Below are 20,446 nucleotides of genomic sequence, written 5' to 3'. Positions count from 1 at the left end.
TGGAGGTAACTATGAAGAAATTACTTGTATTTTTATTCGTTGCAGTACTGGCTTTAGCTGGCTGTGTACAAACAAAAACTGACGTAGAAGGCAGTAAAGATTCAAAAGATAATGACAAGAGCAATGGCAAAGTGGCCATTGAAGTATTAGGGATGGCGTCTGCTGAAGAAGATATGAATATTGTACGCGACCAATTGGTGAAAAATGGTTTTGATGTAAAACTAAATATTCAACCAGATTACGGTTCATTCTCTGCTCAAAAAGAAGCAGGTAACTATGATCTTGCTCTTTCAAGCTGGACGACAGTAACTGGGAACCCTGACTATGCTGTACGTGGTCTATTTAAAACTGGCGGTGACTACAGTGTTGTTGCAGATTCAAAATTAGATGCACTTATCGATGAAGCAAGCACATTGACTGGTGAAGAAGCAGCAGCTAAATATAAAGATTTAGAGCAATTATTAGTATTCGATCAAGCTTATATTGCGCCTTTATATATTTCCAATAAATATCAAGGGATCTACTCTGAATTAGTAAATCCTAAAACGGTTCTTTTACCAAAATCTCGTGCACAGGTTTGGGAAAAAATTGAATTTAATGATGCAGCTAAAAATGCAACAGAACCTTTAATCTTACACCAAACAATCAACTCCCTTACTTCACTTGACCCAATCAAAGGGAATGATGGTTCCATCAATACATTAAACACGAATATGTACGTTCGTCTTGTTAACTTAACAGATACAGATGAAGTTGTTTCAGATGGTTCATTATCTTATAACCATGTAATGGCTGAAGGTAATCAAGAATATTACTTCATTTTACGTGATGATATCCACTTTGCAGCTGTGAAAGATGGAGGAGCAGTTGATACAGGTGAATTAGTGTCAGCTGAAGATGTTGTCTTCTCATTAAATCGTGCAAAAGATGCTAATTCAGTACCAGATCATCGTACTTATAGCATTCATGAAAATATAGAAACAGTGGAAATCGTTTCTGATTTAGCTGAATTACAAAGCAAAAAAGTAGCAGGCTCTGAGCAATCAGTGTTAGATGCATTATCACAAAACCTACCTGCTTCAGTAGCACAATTAACAAAGGAAAAAGGTGCTGTTAATAATGCAGCAGGTGCATACCAAGTTGTTAAAATTACAACGCCAACTCCATTCCCACAAGTATTAAATTATTTAGCACACCAATCTGGTGGTATCGTATCTGAAAAACAAGTAACAAGCATTAATACGTATGACGTGGCTAGCTATGATCCTGACAAAGACATTGCCTATGGTGATCAAGCTACTATAACGGAAGGTTCAGCAACATTTAACAATCAGCTATATGCAAGTGGTCCTTACATTTTAGTGAAGAAAAATGATTATGAAGCACAATTCGTGAAAAACCCTGCTTACCGTGCAGGTAGCGAATATGAACCAAAAATCGCCAAAATTAATGTTCGTTTTATCTCTGATGTTGATAGTGCACTATCTGCATTACGTAATGGTGAAATACATGTTCTTCAAACAGTTCCAGAAACGAAGTTGGATATTGTGAAATCAGACGCTAAATTAACATTAAATACGGCAGATAGTAATGCTGTGTCTTACTTACAAATGAATACGTCTGGACGTGCAGTTTCTGATTCAGCAGATTTACGTAAAGCAATCCTATACTCCATTAACCAAGACGAATTCATTAGCTATTACCAAGGCAATAAAAAACCAGCTGTATCCACAGTATCTCCATTAATCGATACTGGTTTAAAACTGGAGGCAGATAGCGAGAAAGTAAAAGAATTTGTAAAAGCATATAACGATAATAAGTAATACTAATTTGAGCCTTCTCAAAATTTGAGAAGGCTCACTTAGTGTTGAAAAACAAAACAGTCAATTGAAAGGTAGAAATGGATTTCCGTTGCAGGCTACTTGACTCCACTCCAACCTACAAAAGTGTTACCTTTTTAGCGAAGGTTTTCAAATAAAGTGAAGGTCTTCACTGCTCTTTATGGAGAGGTGTTGTCACGCATCACTTCTCTACATTAAAAATAAGAGCTTATTCCCTCTAAGAATACAAATAATGGGCTATTTAATCGCTATGTTACAATGAAAAAAAGTAAAGACACTTTGCAGAATGGTTGATTGGATTGGAGCTAGCGTCACAGATGAGACCCTGGAGCGAACGTAAGTGAGTGAAGCGGCTCATCGAACGCCGCCTGGAAAGGACGCTGGCGGAGCGGAAATCACCCCCTCCCCTTGCAAAGTTGCTTTTTCTGCCTTTGACATGATCTTTTTTCAACAACATGAGAGCCTTCTCAAATTTGAGAAGGCTCATTTTTATATAGTAGAAACTCATTTTATATTTCATTATGTGATTTTGGTTTTGGTCCTAGCTCTTCAGGCTCGATATCAGCAAATGTTTCGCCTTCCTCTTCTAGGTCACGCATGCGGTGTGCAATACGTGAAGCCGCTGAAGCTGCTATACTGCCAACTAAATCATCTAAGAATGTGTTGACATGATGTCCAGGTTCTGTGTCGAGTTTTTTAATAATCCCTATTTTTTGCTTGTCTAAATGACCAAAAGTGGTAACGGCAATACTGCCATATGTAAAAACAGATCCTAGTGCGATTGTTTCGTCTACACCAAATAACCCCTCATCCGATTCGATAATTTGTTGCAGTGGTGAAGATAATAATTTTTTCTCTGCTAGTTCATCTAATTCAATTCCTACTAATAAAGCATGCTGTACTTCTCGCTTACGTAAAACACGTTCAACAGAATGAACACAATGCTCCAGTGTTAAACCTTCATTATAGGTTTTTTGCATTTCGTAAACAATTTTTGCGATATCCTCTATCGCTACACCTCTACGAATTAACGCGGCTTGAGCTGCCTTTGCTACTTCGTCAGAGTGCACACGAATACTTTTATTATGCATAATTAACCCTCATTTCGATTTTTATTGCTAGTATAAAGCTAGCCCAACCTATTATACCTTTACTTTCGTAATATGGTACAATTTTGTTACAAACACAAGAAGGAGTGTCATCATTGGATAAGGGAACAGTACAGGATTTAACATTTTATAGTGAAGCATTACAGGAAGAATTACAGCTCTATATTTATGTTCCTGCAAATTATTCTCCACTTTATAAATACAATATTTTAATCGCATCAGACGGTAAAGATTATTTCCAACTCGGCGGCATTACAAAGCTAGCTGATGAACTGATTGATGACTATGAAATCGAAAATTTAATTATAGCATTTGTTCCTTATAAAGATATTAAAGATCGACGTCATAAATATATTCCAAGCGGTGAGCAACACGAAGCCTATCTACGCTTTTTAGCTCATGAGCTAGTACCCTATTTAGACAATGAATATGCCACTTACCAAATGGGTATGAGTCGTGGCGTCATTGGAGACTCTATGGCTGCTACTGCTTCCTTAATGGCTGCCCTAAAGTACCCAAGCATCTTTGGCAAAGTCATTTTACAATCACCCTATGTTGATAAGGATGTCTTACAGGCTGTTGAAAAATTTAAAGATCCTGGCGCCATTTCTATCTACCATATAGTAGGTAAGGGTGAAGATCAAGTAGTGACAATGGATAAAACTATCAAAGACTTTTTAACACCTAACCGTCAATTACATGAGCTCATGATTAGTAAAGGGTTCACTACATTTTATGACGAGTTCGAAGGCAATCATACATGGAAATATTGGAAACCAGACCTTCGACGTGCTTTAATTGAAAATTTCAATTAATATTGGGTGATTCAAATTACGAAAATTGAAATTTCTGTTATACTTAAATAGAAAAATTGTTTATTTTCGGGAGGTAATGGACTATGAAGTACGGTATTGTGGCATTTCCATCAAAAAAATTGCAAGATTTAGCAAACACTTATCGCAAACGTTATGATCCTCATTATGCAAAGATTACACCGCATATGACGTTAAAGGACAGCTTCGATGCATCTGAAGAAGAAATTCAAACCATCGTCAAGCAATTGGATGAACTTGCTGCTAAATATGCACCTTTAAACATTCATGCATCTCGCATAAGTTCGTTTTTCCCTACAACAAATGCGATTTACTTCCGCATTGAACCAACTGAACAATTAGTAGCATTCCAACATGAACTTCAAGATAACATCCCTCATGGGGAAATGAAACATGTATTTGTTCCTCATATTACAATCGCTCAAAAAATGTCAGCCTCTGAGCATGACGATATCTTTGGGCAATTACGCATGACTGGCGTTGATGAAAAGGATACAATTGATCGCATCCATCTTTTATATCAATTAGAAGATGGCTCATGGACAACATACGAAACATTCCGTTTGTCTGGAGCTGAGTGATTCTTGTATCAGGTGAAAATTGTTGAAACAAAGCAAGAACACGATGATGCCTTTGCTATTCGGCAAAAGGTGTTTGTTGAAGAGCAGGGTGTTCCGCTTCATCTAGAATGTGATGCTGAGGATGCCACTGCAACACATTTCATTATGTATGATAACGTTGAACCAGTAGGAGCAGCACGTTTACGTAGTATTGACGGTACAACAGCTAAAATTGAACGTGTTTGTATTTTACAATCTCAGCGTGGCAAAAAATTAGGGGCTTTAATGATGAAGGAGATGGAGAAGCATGCCATTTCTATCAACAAGGAAACGTTAAAACTGCATGCACAAAGCCATGCCATTCCCTTCTATGAAAAGCTTGGATTTACAGTTACCTCTCCTGAGTTTATGGATGCAGGTATTCCACATCGTGCTATGGAGAAAAAAATGTAATCAAAGGGTATTACGATATGCATAGTGCATTGTCGTAACACCCTTTTTTAATAGACACGAATTCGCTTGCCACCATTTATCTACTCCATCGTAACAAGCTACATTGCCAAGTAGATATGCCATACGCTACTTCATCATTCTAGTGATTTTATCTAAATCTAGTGATGCGCCATCTTGAATAATAGATTGTACAAGTTTATCTTCCAACTCTTGCGTAATAGATCTGTTAGAAATTTTAGCTACACGTCTTACAATTTTTCTTACTTGTTTTTCACTGGTAAAATCCGCATGTTGAATGGCATTGGCTAATGCGAAGATTTCATCCATCGATACACCTGTTTTTTTCTCAATCGAATTAAAAAACGAGCGATGCATGTTTTCCCTCCTATCATTAAAACTCAAATTGACCTTGCGTCTTGCACGAAACATTTCGCAAATGGTGGAGGCCTTAACCTTATTTAGGTGTTCCTAAATAGAAGCTAAAGCCTTTATGTTCATCAAATTAGATGTAAGTAGCGCCAACAATAATTAATAGAATGAATAGGACAACAATTAGAACAAATGTAGAACCATAGCCATAGTTGTTGCCGCCTCCAGAGTAACCTCCGCAATAGCTATTGTTCCACCCACCAACATTATTCCCATAAGGTTGTGAGGACCAGCCTTGATATCCCATAAAAGCACCCCTCCCTTCTACAACCTATAATATGTTTCGGTTGTCAAAATGGGAGGGGTATTCGTCTAGTCAATATTTCCTTTTGGTTTAAAAATTAATGCACCGATAAAGCCAAACACTATAGCAGCACTGATCCCTGAGCTTGTTACTTCGAACATGCCTGTTAATACGCCAACAAGTCCATGCTTTTCTGCTTCCGCCAATGCCCCATGGGTTAATGAATTCCCGAAGGATGTAATAGGTACTGTAGCTCCTGCTCCAGCAAAATTGATTAGTGGCTCATATAAACCCATACCATCTAATATGGCACCGAGGACAACTAACATACTTAGCGTGTGTCCTGGTGTTAAATTGCCAACATCCATTAATAATTGGCCTATGACGCAAATTATGCCTCCAACAATAAATGCAAATACAAATGTCATAACCATGATTTTTGCCTCATTTCATTGTAATTTCTATCGCATGTGCCGTACATGGAATCGTCTCGCCTTGCTGATAGGACAGCGGCGATAATAATGCCCCTGTTGCCACAAGTAATACTCGTTTATAACTCCCTGCGCGCATTTGTTGAATAACATAACTAAAAAAAACAGCCGCCGAACAGCCTGCTCCACTTGCACCAGATTGGAATGCTTCATCCTGTCCATAAAATTCGGCACCTGCATCACGTAATAACGTTAGCTCTTCATTCTTCACGCCATTTTCCACAAGCATTCCTTTCAACAGCTTTAATCCAAGCTGACCTAAATCACCCGTTAAAATTAAATCATAATGATAAATTTTTTGGTTTCTTTGCTGTAGGTGAGATTGAATCGTTTGAAAGGCGGCTGGTGCCATCGCTGCACCCATATGGAAAGGATCATCCATGCCATAGTCAACTGACTTGCCTATCGTTGCTGCTTCTATAGAAGGATACTCCTCACGATGCTTTCCAATAAGGGCATAGCCTGCAGCTGTCACCGTCCATTGTGCAGTTTGAGGTTTTTGAGCACCATAATTGATGGGATAACGAAATTGACGTTCAATGGAATTATGCTGACTTGAGGCACCAGCTAATGAAAAATTAGCCACACCTAACTCTGTTAACAGGCATGCAATAATGGCAGAGGATACAGACGTTGCACAAGCCGAAAATAATCCAATAAAGGGGATTTCTAAATCTCTAGCTGCAAAATTGGTCGGTGTCATTTGATTAACCAAATCCCCACCCATTAAATAATCAATATCTCCGTTTTGTATGCCCAATTTTTTCATAGCAAATTCACAGGCCTCTTCGATCATTTTGCGATGCCCCTGTTCATTTGTTTTCATCTGCCACCGTTCATCATCATAGACCGAGTCAAAATACTGACTAAAAATACTGCGATTCTCCAACGGGCCAGCTACTACTCCACCAGCTAAAAGAGATGGTTTCGATTGAAAAACGATTACCATGAAACCACTCCTATCGTCACAAGGATATATTTAATGAGAGCAACGAAAAATGCAGATACTACCCCAAATAATACAACTGACCCTGCCAATTTAAATAAATTACCGCCGACGCCCAGTACCAACCCTTCTGACCGATGTTCAATAGCCGCAGAAATAACAGCATTACCAAAGCCTGTTACTGGAACTGCTGAGCCCGCACCAGCAAATTGACCAATTTTTTTATAAAGGCCCAAGCCCGTTAAAATCATGGCAAAGAATACCATTGTGGCAACAGTTGGATTTCCTGCTGTTGCTTCCGTAAAATTGAAAAAAATAATATAAAAAAGGGACACAGCTTGACCAATTGCACAAATCAGTCCACCAACAAAGAATGCCTTAGCTATATTCTTTAAATAAGGGGGCTTTGGTGTAACATATTGCTCTAGCTGTTGATATTGTTCTTTTTCCATTTATGTCTGCTCCTTTGCAAGCTCTTTTAGTTCTGTAATTTTATCGCTCAATTTATTATCTTCAATCTGATCCTTTTTTATTTTATTGGCTTCATAAAAAATTTTATAATCAGCTGAGACAAATACATCTTTGTTTGGATATTTCTCATCAAATTTCTTTTGCAATTTTTTCTCTAGCTTAGTCTTTTTCCACTTTTCCCATGGTTTGATTTGTACTGCAACAAGCATACTATCGTCATATTGGATAACCGTTGATCGTTCAACATAGTCTTCTTCTTTTATAAGGGCTTCGACTTCACTTTCATTTTGTGGCGACCCATAGACAATAAATTTTTCTTTTTCAGCACAACCATTTAACAGCGATAAAACGACTAAGAGAGGTAATGTCATTCCTAGTAGCCTCAAATGTTTTCCCCTCCTTTTCTTTACAGTTTCTCCACACATAAAAAAACTATTCATTCGAAGATATATACGAAAGCCCGAGTCCATTTTTCAAAAGTACATATTGTAGAAGTAGTAACAAGGAAAGGAGGTGACAATATGGGTTGTGGTAAGCCAACAAATCCTATTGGACCAATCCATTCAGCAGGCTGCGTTTGTGACGTAGTTCGCGCTATTTTAGATATTCAAAATCAAGCGGTGCGAGATGAGTGTTCTCCATGTACAGCGAACTGTTTCTTAGAACCACTAGGCGGAATTGTTAGTCCTGCACGCTCTCAAGCAGATACACGTGTATTCATGTTAATTACAAAAGATGGTACTCCTTTCAAAGCATTCTTTAACTCTCCAACAGCAGATCCTTGTATTTGTACATCCGTATTCTTCCGTGTAGAAGATATGTTTGATGAGTGCTGTGCAACTTTACGTGTTTTAGAGCCATTATGTACATTTGACTCTAGTGAAAGTACAGTAGACTTATTAAGTCGTGACGGCTGTTGCGTAAACATGAAGAAAATCTGTAAAGTAGATGACTGGAACTCAACAGATAGCTGTATTACTGTAGATTTATCTTGCTTCTGCGCTGTACAATGTATCGCTGATGTTGACTTAGGGATTTGTGATTAATTTCTTTCACCTTTGACACACACACATAAAAAAAAGTGTACAGCATCCTCTGCTGTACACTTTTTTTATAATGTTGGCAATTTTCTTCCACGCCACAGTATTTGTTGTATCTCTTCAAAATGAATGATTTCCTGTGTTTTTAATTCTAATGACGTTAGCATTAAAGAATCACTCTGTACTTCTGAGGCAGTTCCAGTTAATTTTCTACCATCTTTTAAGCAAACTAATAATGGCTGATAGGCCCTCTGACGAAATGGCTTTTCTAAAAATTGAAGTTGTTTTAGTAAGTACGGATCTATTTGTACATCTTCTACGATATCTTCTTTCCCATCAACTGTTTGCTCATCGAAAATGTTGTCCCTTACATATACGGATGTACTTTCATCCAAATCAAGTTCATGTAACGCCTTAGAAATATTTAAAAAATATGATGGTGATTTTATAAACAAGCGTGGCTCTCGATCCACTTTACTCACTTCCCTTTTTTCCATACAATATGCGAAAGTAAGTAAATTGGTTCTTAGCCTATTTGACTTAAGAAAACTGTCGCTAATCCTAAGTAAATTAAAATACTTGTTATATCATTTAAAGTTGTAATAAAAGGTCCTGATGCCACAGCAGGGTCTATTTTTAGTCGATGCATTAACAACGGAATAAAGGAACCCGCTAATGTCGCGACTAAAATAGAACCACATAGTGCTGCTCCTACTAACATTCCTAAAACAAGTTCATGTTTCCAGAAATAAACAATGCCAATAACGATTAATCCACAAACAACGCCTGACATTAAGCCTGTACCTGCTTCACGTAGTAGTAACTTGAATTTACTATGTTCTTCCACGTCTCCTGTTGCAATACCTCTGATCGCCACGGCTAATGCTTGTGTTCCACTATTCCCTGATGTTCCTGAAATAAGTGGAATAAAGACAGCTAGTAAGGCTACCTTATCTAAAGTATCTTCAAATTGCCCCATTAAATTGGCTGTCAGCATACCTAAAAACAGTAGTACCACTAACCAAGGTAAACGTTTTTTAGCTGCTTGGAAAGGTGTTACATCAAACTTATCCATATCCGAAATACCGGCTAATTTTGAGTAATCCTCAGAAGCCTCTTCATCAATAACATCAATAATATCATCGACCGTGATAATACCGAGCAGTTCCCCTTTATCATCAATAACAGGTGTCGCTAAAAAATTATAGTCCTTCATAATTTGTGCGACTTCCTCTTGGTCATCATTTGCATGTACCATCACAACACGTTCATTCATAATTGATCGAATACGTGTATCCTCGTCAGCAATGATTAAATCTCGTAGTGATATAACACCTGTCAAACGGTGTTCTTCATCCACCACGAAAATATAATAAACAGTCTCTGCATCTGGTGCTTCTTTACGCAAAATGGCCATTGCTGAACGCACTGTTGAATTTTCTGGTATAGCAACGTATTCAGTTGTCATAATAGAACCGGCTGTATATTCATCGTAGCTTAAGAGCTCATTAATTTCTTCAGCCGTTTCCTCATCCATCATTTCCAAATAGCTTTCACGCTGTGCCAAATCCAGCTCATTTAAGACATCTGCCGCATCATCAGCATACATATGCGAAAGCATTTCTGCCCCATATGAAGGATCCATTTCAGCTAGGTACGCTTTATATTCATCATCTTCGATATCGATTGCCTGAAAAATATCAGCCATTTCTGTCGGAGACAAGAACGAATAGATGATCTTCCTTATATCAGGTTCCACCTTTTCGTAAAACGTTGCCTGATCATATGGATGAAGTTCTAAAAACTCATCACGGAATGCATCAATATTATGTGCTTCGAGCATTCCTCGTAGATGTGCCTCATCAAATTGCACATCATCCTTTTCATTTCTTTCCTCTATCATGCTTGTCCCCTCCTTCCGAGCTTTCAATCATCTTTACGGGCAATGCCGTAAATCTACCTTCTATATAATAGAGTGTATTATACCTTTTCTGCAAACCCTTTTTTAAGTTATCCAACAGAGTCGGTGTACAGATTTTTATAAAATTCGATTTTAAGCGTAAAATCATGACGATTTCTATTTTACTATACATTAATTTTATGAAGTCGGTGTAAAGATACTTCCTATACACTGTTATTACATCAAAAATGATAAGGAGATGCCCGTTTGTGCGAACATCTCCTTTCTATCAGTCAAAGACTACTTCAATAATCTCTGCATGTCTTCATTTAACATACTTGTAAAGTGTAATGGCCTACCAGTCAATGGATGCTCCATACTTAAGGATACACAATGTAGTGCTTGTCGATCAATCAAATGACGGCTTCCACCATAAAGGTCATCACCAACAAGTGGATACCCAAGGTACGCCATGTGTACGCGAATTTGATGTGTACGTCCTGTGTGCAATTGCAATCGTACATGTGTCACTGGTTCAGCATCAAGTAAAAACCGCTTTAGCACGGTTACATCTGTATGTGCATATTGCCCATCTTCTCGTACTTCTCTTTCAATAATACTCGTCACTTTACGCCCTATAGGTGCCACAATGGATTGAAAATTTTGTTCGACATGGCCATGCACAATCGCCTCATATTGCCTTGAAATATTTCTGCTACGCTGAGCAAGCCCTGTTAAATGATGAATGTGCGCATGCTTGGCAATACAGAGTAAGCCTGATGTATCTCGATCTAACCTTGTGACTATGTGGGCTGTGGAAGCTAATCCTTGTTGCTCAAAATAGCCACAAACTAAATTTGCAATGCTTTTGGTTGGATGCTCTCTTGAGGGAATTGTACTCTGGTGAGCTGGTTTATCAAGCACTAAGATCGCATCATCCTCAAATACGATGGTTAAATCACCATGCTCAATAGCAAGACCGTCACTTCTTTCCTCAGGAGGAAATGTCACTCCCACACAGTCACCCTCTTGAAGGACATGTCTCACATTACGTTCGACACCATTGACTGTTAATAAGCCACCTTCAAACTTAATGGCGGTTAAGGCTTTCTTGGATATACGCCATTCCTGAAGGGCTTCTCGTAATAATTGCCCCTCTTTATCAGCCACAAAGTGCAATGTAAACCTTGTATCCATATTATTCATTAGCGACAAAAGATTCATGCACGCGCTCCCAAAATGGGAATGGTCGGAAACGGGCAAAACGTACTTTTTCATTTGCTACATTAAATGCAATAGCCTTGACATCACCTTGTGTAATTTGCAAGTGATCGACGGTCATATTAAAGTTCTGTTCATTTACCGGACGTAACACACAATGATGGTGTGCTGGTAATATTAATGGTGATCCTACTGTTCTGAAAACACGATTATTAATGGATGCAATTTCAGTGACTTGTAGTGCCGCTAATGTAGGATGGATAATTGCCCCACCAAGTGCTTTATTATAAGCGGTACTACCAGAAGGCGTTGATACACATAGACCATCTCCACGGAAACGCTCAAATTGATTGCCGTTCAACTCGACATCCATAACAAGTGTTACATCTGGCGATTTGATTGTTGCTTCATTTAACGCTAGGTACGTATTCGAATCGGCATTGTGATGCTCTACTTTTACTTCTAAAAGTGGATACTCCACAACATTAAAGTCTTTTTTTGCAATGGATAAAACTAATTTTTCTAATTCAGATGGCTTCCAATCCGCATAAAACCCTAAATGCCCCGTATGAATACCAACGAATGCTACCTGGTCTAACAAATGAGAATATCGATGAAAGGCATGCAAAAGCGTGCCGTCTCCTCCAATAGAAACAACGATTTCTGGTGTTTCCTCATCATAAGTTAAGCCAAAATCCTGTAAATAAGTTTTAGCTAGCTCCATTAGCTCGTTAGATTGTGCATCTCTACGTGATTGAATCGAAAATTTCATTGGGCGTCACGCTCCTTCTCTGTTAGTAAATTAGGATTCGATGCTTCTTTGTATTCGCTAAAGTAGGCCTGTGCCTCTTGAATTTCACTACGAATCAATGACATTTCCTCATCCAACCGAAATGCTGCCTCTGCTGCACTTTGTAAGCGATTTTTAATTTCCTCTGGGAACATGCCCTTATATTTATAATTTAAAGAGTGCTCAATAGATGCCCAGAAATTCATGGCTAGTGTTCGAATTTGGATTTCGGCTAACACTACTTTTTTTCCTTGAATCGTTTCAACAGGATATTCCACGATCATATGGTAGGAGCGGTAACCACTTGGCTTATTATGTGTAATATAATCTCTTTCTTCCACTACACGCATATCTTTACGCTGACGAATAAGCTCTGTTACCGTTGCGATATCATCAACAAATTGACACATAATCCGAAGGCCGGCGATATCACCAAGTTCATCACCAAGTTGTTTAGAGGGCTCAAAAGCTAATCCTTTTTCTAATGTTTTATCATATATACTTGCTAAAGGCTTAACACGTCCTGTTACAAATTCAATTGGTGAATTGGCATTAACAATACCAAATTGCGAACGCATGCCCTTTAATTTTACTTTTAACTCGTCTACTGCTTGTTTATAAGGACTTAAAAATATTTCCCATTGTCCCATTGTAAAAACCTCCCGACATTCGGTATCGAACACCACCGTCTGTTCGTTTTGTCTTTCTATTCAGCAAGAATTGCCTGAAAGTGTTGTTCCACTGTTTGGACAAATTCCGCCCCGTAATTGTAATTTCCTTCAATATTATACACGAGCATTTCCAATTCATCGTAGAAATTTGTCAGTTCAATCTCTTCTTCACCTATTCGTAGTATTGGATCTTTCTTTTTTTGTAAAATATGTACAAGATTCTCCCAACTACTCGGTGGAAAACGCAAGTAATGATAGTCTTCGCCTGCATCAAGTAAATAAATAAATGCAAACTCATCTGAATCTGCAATGAGTTGTCCAGCAGGTTTTAACTGTAAATTTACTTCATTGTCGTTTAAACTAAAATGAAGTTGATCTTGTTCAAAATTCGATGTTTCTATTGTATAAATTTTACGCACTGCGGTTCCCCTTTTCGTTGTACTCTTCCTCTTATTTTATCACACAGGGTAAATAGTTGCAGTGTGTAAATACTAAATCAAGCGAAACAACGAATGAAAAATAAAAAAATAAATAGGTGAATATAAATGACACAAGAAATTGAAATTGAGTTTAAAAATCTATTAACAAAACAACAATACGAGCAATTGTTACAAGACTTCCACATTAGCCAAAATGCTATTCATCGACAAGTAAATCATTATTTTGACACACCTACACAGGCCATTCGTCAACTGCAAAGCGGGCTGCGAATTAGACAAATTGGTGATTATTACGAATGTACACTCAAAGAGAAAAATACCGAGCATGCTCATCTTGAAACAACAGATGAATTAACTGCAGTACAGGCACAGCAAATGCTTGATGGTAAAGGCTTTTTTGCTCAAGAAGTAGCAAAAAAATTAGCCAGCCACAGCATTCCTTTAGAACAATTACAAGTATTTGGCTCACTCACTACAGATCGTGTCGAAATTCCTTATAAAGAGGGGCTTCTTGTTTTTGACCATTCTTACTATTTGCAGTGCGACGATTATGAGGTAGAATATGAAGCAAAAGATGCAATAAAAGGAAATACAATTTTCGACGAATTTTTACAGCAATACGGAATTAAAAAACAGGCTACAGATAAAAAAATAGCCCGCTTTATGAAAGCTCTACAAGCACAAAATTCATAATAGTATAAAAAGGAAGGTGACTGACTCCTTGGATATTCAATCACTAAAATCTTTACTAGAAATTCAAGCATTGCAAACACTTGGAGCTACCGAAAATGCATCCACAAACAATCTGACAGACAATAATTCTATTTTTTCTGACATGATTAATGAATTATTAGGAGAAGCATCGACAGCAAGCAATGCCAAATTGTCTAGCTTGTTTGCTTCTGGAACAGCAAATCATTCAGATTTCGTCAATCAGCTGACAATGTTAGCCAATAATTCAGAAGGTAACTCACTCGAATCATTGCTTTATCAAGGCTCTAATGCTGTGTTTATCCCTGAATCTGTCAAACAAGCTTTAGCAAACAACTATACTGGCACAAAGCTTGATTCTTATGTTTCAGATGATGTTATAGGCTCTACAGCGTACGCCAATTCACTAACAGGAGCCAATCAATATGCCGCTATTATCGAAAAAGCTGCCGCTACTTATCAGGTACCCGAAAAGCTTATTGCGGCTGTCATCAAGCAAGAATCTAATTTTAATCCAACTGTAGTGAGTCATGCAGGAGCGCAGGGCTTAATGCAATTAATGCCCACAACAGCACAATATTTAGGCGTGACAAACGCTTTTGACCCAGAGCAAAACATTATGGCTGGGGCAAAATATTTGCGTCAAATGCTAGATAAATTTAATAATGATCCTACACTAGCTTTAGCAGCCTACAATGCTGGCGCGTCTCGCGTTACGAAATATGGAGGGATTCCTCCTTTCAAAGAAACACAGAATTATGTCAAAAAAGTGATGAATTACTACACAGTGTAATCGCATCTTTCCTTTTATCCATGCATTTTCCAACAAATTTCACCCATTGTGGTGAAATTTGTGCTATTTTAGCGAACAACAATTCGAAAGAGCTCTTTGTTTGTGTTAACGAAAAGACGTTGATAGAATGAAGGTAGTCACAAGAAATTCACATTTTGAGGATGACAAGTATATCAATAACGCTTCGGCTTAATAGCCGCTAACGGTGTGTCTAGATTTTTCCGAGCAGAAAAGTAGAAGTTAACCTAAGAAAGTCACGTCCTGTGACATCTGCCGGGGGCTTTGTGTCAACACTTTCATTGCCACAGGCGTAGCGCTTTTTGAAGGTGTCCTAGATTCAGCAGTCGTTTGAACACTTGCTGAATGCGATAAAATGATACTTTAAGATATAAAGAAGAATTAAAGGAGCATATAACCTATGAGTCGAAAATACACTGTTCCTTATGAGGAGCTGGGAGCTGAAAAACTGTCAGAACTCATTCACGCGTTCTATAAAAGAGTGGCTCAGCATCCTGATCTTATTCCAATCTTTCCAAAGGATTTGACAGAGACAGCCCGTAAGCAAATTCAATTTCAAACACAGTATTTAGGTGGACCAAATCTCTTTACTGAGGAACATGGACATCCAATGATGCGTGCACGTCACATGAATTTTCCGATTACACCTGACCGTGCTCAAGCTTGGCTAGAGTGTATGTCAGAAGCAATGGATGAGGTAGGTTTAGAAGGGAAGTTCCGTGAAACTTATTATCAACGTTTAGTATTAACAGCTCATCACATGGTTAATACGCCAAATGACGATGAGGGGGAATTGTTACGTGAATAATATTCAAATGTTGCTGCAAGAGCCAACGCCGACGATTTCTACTGCAAACAAGCCTATTGAATTGTATATTTTCGTAGATCCACTTTGCCCTGAAGCTTTCAGTATGCAAGCAACTCTTCGTAAATTACAGCTTGAATACAACCACTATTTCACGTGGCGCTTTGTTTTAAGCACAGAGCTTACTTCTTTAAACTGCTTAAGTAAACGTGTCAAAGGTTGTATCTCGGGAGTCGAACTTGATATTAATCACCCTGTCTTACCTTCAATTGCTATTAAAGCAGCCGAACTACAGGGAAAACGTGCAGGTGCACGCTATTTGTCGAAACTACAAGAATATGTATTACTAAACCACCAAGATGTAAACTCCTATGCAACGCTTTTAAAAATTGCAGAGGATGTTCAACTAGACATGAATGAATTCACTGTCGACTTTGGCTCAAAGGAAGCAGCACGAGCTTTCCAATGCGATTTATATATTAAACGTGAAATGGAAGTTGACGAAGTCCCTAGTATCGTGTTTTTCAATGAATGTATTGAAGATGAAGGACTAAAAGTCAGCGGTAGCTATTCCTATGAAGTTTATGAACATATTTTACAAGAAATGCTGAACGAACAGCTTGTCCGTCAGCCATTACCATCAATAGAGGACTTATTTTCTAAATTCCATACACTTTCTACAAATGAAATAGCTTTTATCTATTCATTTACAGAGCAAGCAGCAGAGCGTGAATTAAAGAAACGCATGCTACAACAAAAAATCGAACGAATCCAGACAACTCACGCTACGTTATGGCGTCTTAAATAATACAATAAACGACAGGGACTCCAATCTTTCATGATGGAGTCCTTTTCATGTTGTTGAAAAAAGGTCATGTCAATAGCAGTAATACACTTTTTCACAAAGTGTGGGGTAGATTTCCGTACCGCCAGCGTCCATTCCAGGGGGCGTCCGATGGGCCGCTTCACTCGCTGCGTTCGCTCCAAGGCCTCACTTATGACGCTAATCCCCTAGGAGTGACGCTGGCTCCACTCCAAACAACCATGTGCAAAAGTGTCTTTTCCTTATCTTTCATACAAGCATAATTAGAGGAAGGATAGGCTCTTATTTTCAATATGGAAAAATGATGCGTACCGCTCCTCCATAAAATGAGTAGTGAACATCTTCCCTTTATTTGAAAACCATTGCTAAAGAGAAATATTTTTATCGGTTGAAATGGAAGGCTTGACTCCCGTGGGATAGCGAGGCGAAAGCGGCTTTGCGCTCGCCCACAGAAAAGCAAGTAGCCTGCAACGGAAATCCATTTTCACCTTTCACATAAATTCTATGGATATTTTTTTAGGATAAAGCAAAATACAAAGAAGCGCCTCTATCCTCGACCGATAGAGACGCTTCTTTTTCACAAAGGGGATGGGAGAAATGTTCACGTTCAAACAAAGGGGTGTATGTTTGTTTTGTGATTTATTTCACAAGAATTACTCTATCATGGAATAATATATTTAGCAATGCAACCAATACTAGATTCACAAATTTGTCAAATAGAAAGCGATTACAAACAGTATTTTTCCAAGATGCACACTTTTAAACTATTTAGAAATCAAAAAAAATCATTATTCTTTCATTTGAAATAACATGGACAATACATAAAAAGGAGCAGTAGGAATATTCCCACCGCCCTTTTAATTAGTTATTCAACAATAATTTTTCTAATTCATTTAAACGCTCTTCAAATACTTTACATGCATCTTCAATCGGCTTAGCAACGTTCATATCAACACCTGCTGCCTTTAATACTTCTATTGGGAAATCAGAGCATCCAGCTTTTAAGAAGTTATTAATATAACGTTCTACAGCTGGTGTCCCCTCCTCTAAAATTTGTTTACTCAATGCTGTAGCGGCTGATTTACCAGTCGCATATTGATAAACATAGTAATTATAGTAGAAGTGTGGAATACGAGCCCATTCTAAGCCAATTTCTTCATCTACAATCATATCATCGCCGAAATATTTTTTGTTTAGTTCATAATAAACCTCAGTTAAACGATCAGCTGTTAATGACTCACCGTTCTTATCCATTTGATGAATAAGATGTTCAAACTCTGCAAACATTGTTTGTCTGAATACTGTACTTCTGAAACCATCTAACCAATGATTTAATAAGTAAATTTTTTGTTGAGGGTCATCAATTGTTTTTAGTAAATAGTCATTTAATAACTCTTCATTACATGTTGAAGCAACCTCTGCGACAAAAATAGAATAATCTCCATAAACGAATGGCTGATTGTTACGTGAGTAATAGCTGTGAACACTATGGCCAAATTCATGCGCTAATGTAAATAGATTATTCACATTGTCTTGCCAATTCATTAAAATATACGGATTCGTACCATACGCGCCTGATGAGTAGGCTCCACTACGTTTCCCTTTATTCTCTAATACATCAACCCAACGGTTATCCAATCCACTTTGGACGATGCTTTGATATTCCTCGCCTAATGGAGCTAGTGCTTTCACTAAAATATCTTTTGCTTCATCGTAAGTGACTTTCATTTCCACTTCTTTAACAAGTGGTGCAAATAAATCCCACATATGCAATTCGTCTACACCTAATAATTTCTTACGCAACGAAATATAACGCTGCATAGCTGGTAAATACTTATGAATTGTTTCAACTAATTGATCATACACATTTTCTGGAATGAAGTTATTAGACATGGCTGCATGGCGTGCAGAATCATAATGACGAATACGAGCACTCACATTATGCTTCTTCACATTACCCGTTAGCGTTGCCGAGAACGTATTTTTAAACTTGCCATATGCTTCATACATAGCTTTAAATGCACCTTCACGCACTGAGCGATCTTTGCTCTCTAAAAACTTAATATAGTTACCGTGTGTAAGTTGTACTTCCTCTCCCTCTTCATTTTTCACATAAGGGAAAACCATGTCCGCATTGTTTAACATACTGAATGTATTAGAAGCTGTACCCGTTACCTCAGACATTTGCGCTAGCAATGCCTCCTGCTCAGCTGGTAATACATGTGGACGTGCCATTGTAATTTCTTTTAAAGATTGCTTATATAATTGTAGGTCTTGATTTTCTGCTAAGTAGCCTTCAATTGTTTCTTCACTTAATGCTAAAATCTCTGGTGTTAAATATGAAAGTCCAGCTGAGATACTAGTTGCCAATGTTTGAATGCGACTGTTCATATCTTGATAAAAGCTATTTGTTGTATCTTGATCATAGCGCATATGGGCATATGTGTAGAGCTTCATCGCACGCTCATATAGATGATCATGATATTGTAAAGCTGCTAATAATGCCCCTGCCCCATTATTTAAAGTACCTGCATAGCTCGGTGCTTGTTTAGCAAGCTCTGCAACTTCCTTCAATTCCTCTTCCCAAGCTGCATCTGTTGCAAAGATATCCTCTAAACGCCATGTTAAATCTGCTGGTACTTCATTTCTAACCAAAATCTGATTACTGTTACTAGCCATGTATGCCAGCCCCCTTTATATGTGCTTTTTTCCTTTTACTCTCATATTTTCTCAGTATATTGTGGCAATTGCAAATAAATGTACATACACATGCTCACAAATATCTAGCGACTGCTCTTCTTGAGTCATATGCTTAAGGAGCTGTCCATAATACAGGACAGCACTTACCGCCTGCGTTGTCACTTCTAGTTGATGCTTACTTAAAAAATGGTGAATCTCCTGCTTCGTTAACACAAAGGGCTGTCGATCTAATTGTTTACTAAAATGCAACAGCATCGTTTGCCATTCACTAGTAAACAAGGAGATGGCTGCTCCACCCTTCACTGGGATTCCAATGTAGGAAGGCATAGCAGTTAACGCAAAGTTTAATTCATAGCAATTTCGTAAAAATAAATCTTGCACCCCCTTTTTACTATATAAAAGACGAGCAGATACAAATTGCCTACATGCCTGTTTATAAAGTTGCCAATACTGTTGAAATTCTTCTTGGGTAATTTGCTTCGGTATATAAAAAGGAAAGTGTTGTTGATTGACTGGTATTGTCTGAACTTTACCTATGAAAGTATGCCCATGTACATGAAGAAGATTCGTCCAATAAGTAAAATGGGCCGTCCTAGCGTTATACGTCATTAAATAAGGTACACCTGATGTAGTTGTCATAAACGCTTTTTGCAGCAATGGGGAAATGGTAATTTTGCTGATGCCGTTGATTGCATCTTTACTTTGAGGCGTTTGAAAAAGCCAAATTACTTGTATATCGTTTTTTTCGTAGCCAGCTGTACGTTGTTGCCATTTTTCATGGGAGATTGTGCTACATTGAAATTCAATTGCATAGTGACGATCATTTATTGTAATGAGCAAATCCGGGCGTTGAGCAAGCTGCTTTAAAAATGGCTCTAGCTCTACTTGATATCCATGCTTTGTGAGCCATTCAAATAATTGCATTTTACCTTGGAGATGAAGTTTAGATTCACCTTCTGCGAACAACTGTGGACAATGCTTTTTGGCGAAGTGTGAAAAATGGGGAATATTATGTTGACCTATTTTCAATTGAACTGGTTCTAGACATTGAGGACAAAAAAATTTCATTTGTCGCCTATATCGTTGTAAAGCTTTCCTCGTATATTGATATGGGAGAAATAGCTGCTGTTTGTTGTTATAAGCTACCAGCATATAAT

General features: G+C 38.0%; 24 protein-coding genes. 9 read left to right on the top strand and 15 right to left on the bottom strand.

Features of this window, described 5'->3' with window-relative positions; translation table 11 throughout:
* Positions 1-11 precede the first annotated feature (11 nt).
* Positions 12-1,823 carry an ABC transporter substrate-binding protein gene (locus V6670_RS03670; RefSeq protein ID WP_141904784.1) on the top strand — a complete coding sequence of 604 codons (1,812 nt, stop codon included), beginning with the start codon at positions 12-14 and terminating at the stop codon, positions 1,821-1,823.
* A 527-nt stretch (positions 1,824-2,350) separates the two neighbouring features.
* Here the strand turns inward: V6670_RS03670 and V6670_RS03665 are convergent.
* Positions 2,351-2,932, bottom strand: coding sequence for a phosphatidylglycerophosphatase A (locus V6670_RS03665; protein WP_036126573.1), 582 nt, complete (start codon positions 2,930-2,932; stop codon positions 2,351-2,353).
* Positions 2,933-3,045: 113 nt separating this feature from the next.
* Between V6670_RS03665 and V6670_RS03660 the strand changes: the two genes are divergently transcribed.
* The 3 genes from V6670_RS03660 (at position 3,046) to V6670_RS03650 (ending at position 4,796) form a co-directional block, all read left to right on the top strand.
* Positions 3,046-3,765: an alpha/beta hydrolase-fold protein gene (locus V6670_RS03660; protein WP_141904783.1), complete on the top strand. Its 720-nt coding sequence runs from the start codon at positions 3,046-3,048 to the stop codon at positions 3,763-3,765.
* Between the two features lie 83 nt (positions 3,766-3,848).
* A complete protein-coding gene (locus V6670_RS03655; RefSeq protein ID WP_036126625.1) occupies positions 3,849-4,364 on the top strand; it encodes a YjcG family protein in 516 nt (171 codons plus the stop codon).
* A gap of 3 nt (positions 4,365-4,367) precedes the next feature.
* The gene (locus V6670_RS03650) at positions 4,368-4,796 is read left to right on the top strand and encodes a GNAT family N-acetyltransferase (RefSeq protein ID WP_338652660.1); all 429 of its coding nucleotides are present in this window, start codon (positions 4,368-4,370) and stop codon (positions 4,794-4,796) included.
* Positions 4,797-4,922: 126 nt separating this feature from the next.
* Here the strand turns inward: V6670_RS03650 and V6670_RS03645 are convergent, their stop codons facing one another.
* The 6 genes from V6670_RS03645 to V6670_RS03620 form a co-directional block, all read right to left on the bottom strand.
* Positions 4,923-5,171: a stage VI sporulation protein F gene (locus tag V6670_RS03645; RefSeq protein WP_141904781.1), complete on the bottom strand. Its 249-nt coding sequence runs from the start codon at positions 5,169-5,171 to the stop codon at positions 4,923-4,925.
* Positions 5,172-5,298: 127 nt separating this feature from the next.
* Positions 5,299-5,472 carry a YjcZ family sporulation protein gene (locus tag V6670_RS03640; RefSeq protein ID WP_080717135.1) on the bottom strand — a complete coding sequence of 58 codons (174 nt, stop codon included), beginning with the start codon at positions 5,470-5,472 and terminating at the stop codon, positions 5,299-5,301.
* Between the two features lie 65 nt (positions 5,473-5,537).
* Positions 5,538-5,897, bottom strand: coding sequence for a stage V sporulation protein AE (spoVAE, locus tag V6670_RS03635; protein WP_141904860.1), 360 nt, complete (start codon positions 5,895-5,897; stop codon positions 5,538-5,540).
* Positions 5,898-5,913: 16 nt separating this feature from the next.
* Positions 5,914-6,909 (bottom strand): stage V sporulation protein AD, encoded by a 996-nt coding sequence (locus tag V6670_RS03630; RefSeq protein WP_036126636.1) that lies wholly within the window; start codon positions 6,907-6,909, stop codon positions 5,914-5,916.
* The gene (gene spoVAC, locus V6670_RS03625; RefSeq protein WP_036126638.1) at positions 6,903-7,358 is read right to left on the bottom strand and encodes a stage V sporulation protein AC; all 456 of its coding nucleotides are present in this window, start codon (positions 7,356-7,358) and stop codon (positions 6,903-6,905) included. The genes V6670_RS03630 and spoVAC overlap by 7 nt, the downstream gene beginning before the upstream one ends.
* Positions 7,359-7,817: a YhcN/YlaJ family sporulation lipoprotein gene (locus V6670_RS03620; RefSeq protein WP_338652657.1), complete on the bottom strand. Its 459-nt coding sequence runs from the start codon at positions 7,815-7,817 to the stop codon at positions 7,359-7,361.
* An 81-nt stretch (positions 7,818-7,898) separates the two neighbouring features.
* Here V6670_RS03620 and V6670_RS03615 point away from each other — a divergent pair, with 81 nt between their 5' ends.
* Positions 7,899-8,423 (top strand): CotY/CotZ family spore coat protein, encoded by a 525-nt coding sequence (locus V6670_RS03615; RefSeq protein ID WP_008174263.1) that lies wholly within the window; start codon positions 7,899-7,901, stop codon positions 8,421-8,423.
* A gap of 65 nt (positions 8,424-8,488) precedes the next feature.
* On the opposite strand, the gene V6670_RS03610 is transcribed toward V6670_RS03615, so the two are convergent.
* The 6 genes from V6670_RS03610 to V6670_RS03585 all read right to left on the bottom strand — a co-directional run bounded on the left by V6670_RS03610 (position 8,489) and on the right by V6670_RS03585 (position 13,418).
* Positions 8,489-8,914, bottom strand: coding sequence for a hypothetical protein (locus V6670_RS03610; RefSeq protein ID WP_036126640.1), 426 nt, complete (start codon positions 8,912-8,914; stop codon positions 8,489-8,491).
* A gap of 29 nt (positions 8,915-8,943) precedes the next feature.
* Positions 8,944-10,320 (bottom strand): magnesium transporter, encoded by a 1,377-nt coding sequence (gene mgtE / locus V6670_RS03605; RefSeq protein ID WP_036126643.1) that lies wholly within the window; start codon positions 10,318-10,320, stop codon positions 8,944-8,946.
* Between the two features lie 297 nt (positions 10,321-10,617).
* On the bottom strand, positions 10,618-11,514 hold the full coding sequence (locus V6670_RS03600; RefSeq protein ID WP_338654471.1) for an RluA family pseudouridine synthase: 897 nt from the start codon (positions 11,512-11,514) through the stop codon (positions 10,618-10,620).
* Position 11,515: 1 nt separating this feature from the next.
* Entirely contained in the window at positions 11,516-12,310 is a 795-nt protein-coding gene (locus tag V6670_RS03595) for an NAD kinase (RefSeq protein WP_036126648.1), read from the bottom strand.
* Complete coding sequence (locus V6670_RS03590; RefSeq protein ID WP_036126650.1) at positions 12,307-12,978, bottom strand: GTP pyrophosphokinase family protein; 672 nt, start codon at positions 12,976-12,978, stop codon at positions 12,307-12,309. The genes V6670_RS03595 and V6670_RS03590 overlap by 4 nt, the downstream gene beginning before the upstream one ends.
* A gap of 56 nt (positions 12,979-13,034) precedes the next feature.
* Positions 13,035-13,418 carry a hypothetical protein gene (locus V6670_RS03585; RefSeq protein WP_036126652.1) on the bottom strand — a complete coding sequence of 128 codons (384 nt, stop codon included), beginning with the start codon at positions 13,416-13,418 and terminating at the stop codon, positions 13,035-13,037.
* A 126-nt stretch (positions 13,419-13,544) separates the two neighbouring features.
* Between V6670_RS03585 and V6670_RS03580 the strand changes: the two genes are divergently transcribed.
* The 4 genes from V6670_RS03580 to V6670_RS03565 all read left to right on the top strand — a co-directional run bounded on the left by V6670_RS03580 (position 13,545) and on the right by V6670_RS03565 (position 16,574).
* Positions 13,545-14,132 (top strand): CYTH domain-containing protein, encoded by a 588-nt coding sequence (locus tag V6670_RS03580; protein WP_036126653.1) that lies wholly within the window; start codon positions 13,545-13,547, stop codon positions 14,130-14,132.
* Between the two features lie 28 nt (positions 14,133-14,160).
* Complete coding sequence (locus V6670_RS03575; protein WP_141904780.1) at positions 14,161-14,943, top strand: lytic transglycosylase domain-containing protein; 783 nt, start codon at positions 14,161-14,163, stop codon at positions 14,941-14,943.
* A gap of 418 nt (positions 14,944-15,361) precedes the next feature.
* On the top strand, positions 15,362-15,769 hold the full coding sequence (locus V6670_RS03570) for a hemoglobin (protein WP_004227447.1): 408 nt from the start codon (positions 15,362-15,364) through the stop codon (positions 15,767-15,769).
* Entirely contained in the window at positions 15,762-16,574 is an 813-nt protein-coding gene (locus tag V6670_RS03565) for a DsbA family protein (protein ID WP_036126658.1), read from the top strand. The genes V6670_RS03570 and V6670_RS03565 overlap by 8 nt, the downstream gene beginning before the upstream one ends.
* Positions 16,575-17,450: 876 nt before the next feature.
* Here V6670_RS03565 and pepF read toward each other — a convergent pair.
* Complete coding sequence (gene pepF, locus V6670_RS03560) at positions 17,451-19,268, bottom strand: oligoendopeptidase F (RefSeq protein ID WP_338652648.1); 1,818 nt, start codon at positions 19,266-19,268, stop codon at positions 17,451-17,453.
* 51 nt (positions 19,269-19,319) lie between these two features.
* On the bottom strand, positions 19,320-20,441 hold the full coding sequence (locus V6670_RS03555) for a competence protein CoiA family protein (protein ID WP_338652646.1): 1,122 nt from the start codon (positions 20,439-20,441) through the stop codon (positions 19,320-19,322).
* Positions 20,442-20,446 lie beyond the last annotated feature (5 nt).

The sequence above is a fragment of the Lysinibacillus sp. Y5S-8 genome (assembly GCF_036894365.1).
Lineage (GTDB): Bacteria > Bacillota > Bacilli > Bacillales_A > Planococcaceae > Lysinibacillus > Lysinibacillus fusiformis_D.
This window is presented reverse-complemented; position numbering and strand designations above follow the sequence as displayed.

Excerpts from the sequence above, each read along its gene's own strand:
- V6670_RS03670 (WP_141904784.1), top strand. The coding sequence starts at position 12 with ATGAAGAAATTACTTGTATTTTTATTCGTTGCAGTACTGGCTTTAGCT.
- V6670_RS03665 (WP_036126573.1), bottom strand. The coding sequence starts at position 2,932 with ATGCATAATAAAAGTATTCGTGTGCACTCTGACGAAGTAGCAAAGGCA.
- V6670_RS03655 (WP_036126625.1), top strand. The coding sequence starts at position 3,849 with ATGAAGTACGGTATTGTGGCATTTCCATCAAAAAAATTGCAAGATTTA.
- V6670_RS03645 (WP_141904781.1), bottom strand. The coding sequence starts at position 5,171 with ATGCATCGCTCGTTTTTTAATTCGATTGAGAAAAAAACAGGTGTATCG.
- V6670_RS03640 (WP_080717135.1), bottom strand. The coding sequence starts at position 5,472 with ATGGGATATCAAGGCTGGTCCTCACAACCTTATGGGAATAATGTTGGT.
- spoVAE (WP_141904860.1), bottom strand. The coding sequence starts at position 5,897 with ATGACATTTGTATTTGCATTTATTGTTGGAGGCATAATTTGCGTCATA.
- V6670_RS03630 (WP_036126636.1), bottom strand. The coding sequence starts at position 6,909 with ATGGTAATCGTTTTTCAATCGAAACCATCTCTTTTAGCTGGTGGAGTA.
- spoVAC (WP_036126638.1), bottom strand. The coding sequence starts at position 7,358 with ATGGAAAAAGAACAATATCAACAGCTAGAGCAATATGTTACACCAAAG.
- V6670_RS03620 (WP_338652657.1), bottom strand. The coding sequence starts at position 7,817 with ATGAATAGTTTTTTTATGTGTGGAGAAACTGTAAAGAAAAGGAGGGGA.
- V6670_RS03615 (WP_008174263.1), top strand. The coding sequence starts at position 7,899 with ATGGGTTGTGGTAAGCCAACAAATCCTATTGGACCAATCCATTCAGCA.
- V6670_RS03610 (WP_036126640.1), bottom strand. The coding sequence starts at position 8,914 with ATGGAAAAAAGGGAAGTGAGTAAAGTGGATCGAGAGCCACGCTTGTTT.
- mgtE (WP_036126643.1), bottom strand. The coding sequence starts at position 10,320 with ATGATAGAGGAAAGAAATGAAAAGGATGATGTGCAATTTGATGAGGCA.
- V6670_RS03600 (WP_338654471.1), bottom strand. The coding sequence starts at position 11,514 with ATGGATACAAGGTTTACATTGCACTTTGTGGCTGATAAAGAGGGGCAA.
- V6670_RS03595 (WP_036126648.1), bottom strand. The coding sequence starts at position 12,310 with ATGAAATTTTCGATTCAATCACGTAGAGATGCACAATCTAACGAGCTA.
- V6670_RS03590 (WP_036126650.1), bottom strand. The coding sequence starts at position 12,978 with ATGGGACAATGGGAAATATTTTTAAGTCCTTATAAACAAGCAGTAGAC.
- V6670_RS03580 (WP_036126653.1), top strand. The coding sequence starts at position 13,545 with ATGACACAAGAAATTGAAATTGAGTTTAAAAATCTATTAACAAAACAA.
- V6670_RS03570 (WP_004227447.1), top strand. The coding sequence starts at position 15,362 with ATGAGTCGAAAATACACTGTTCCTTATGAGGAGCTGGGAGCTGAAAAA.
- pepF (WP_338652648.1), bottom strand. The coding sequence starts at position 19,268 with ATGGCTAGTAACAGTAATCAGATTTTGGTTAGAAATGAAGTACCAGCA.
- V6670_RS03555 (WP_338652646.1), bottom strand. The coding sequence starts at position 20,441 with ATGCTGGTAGCTTATAACAACAAACAGCAGCTATTTCTCCCATATCAA.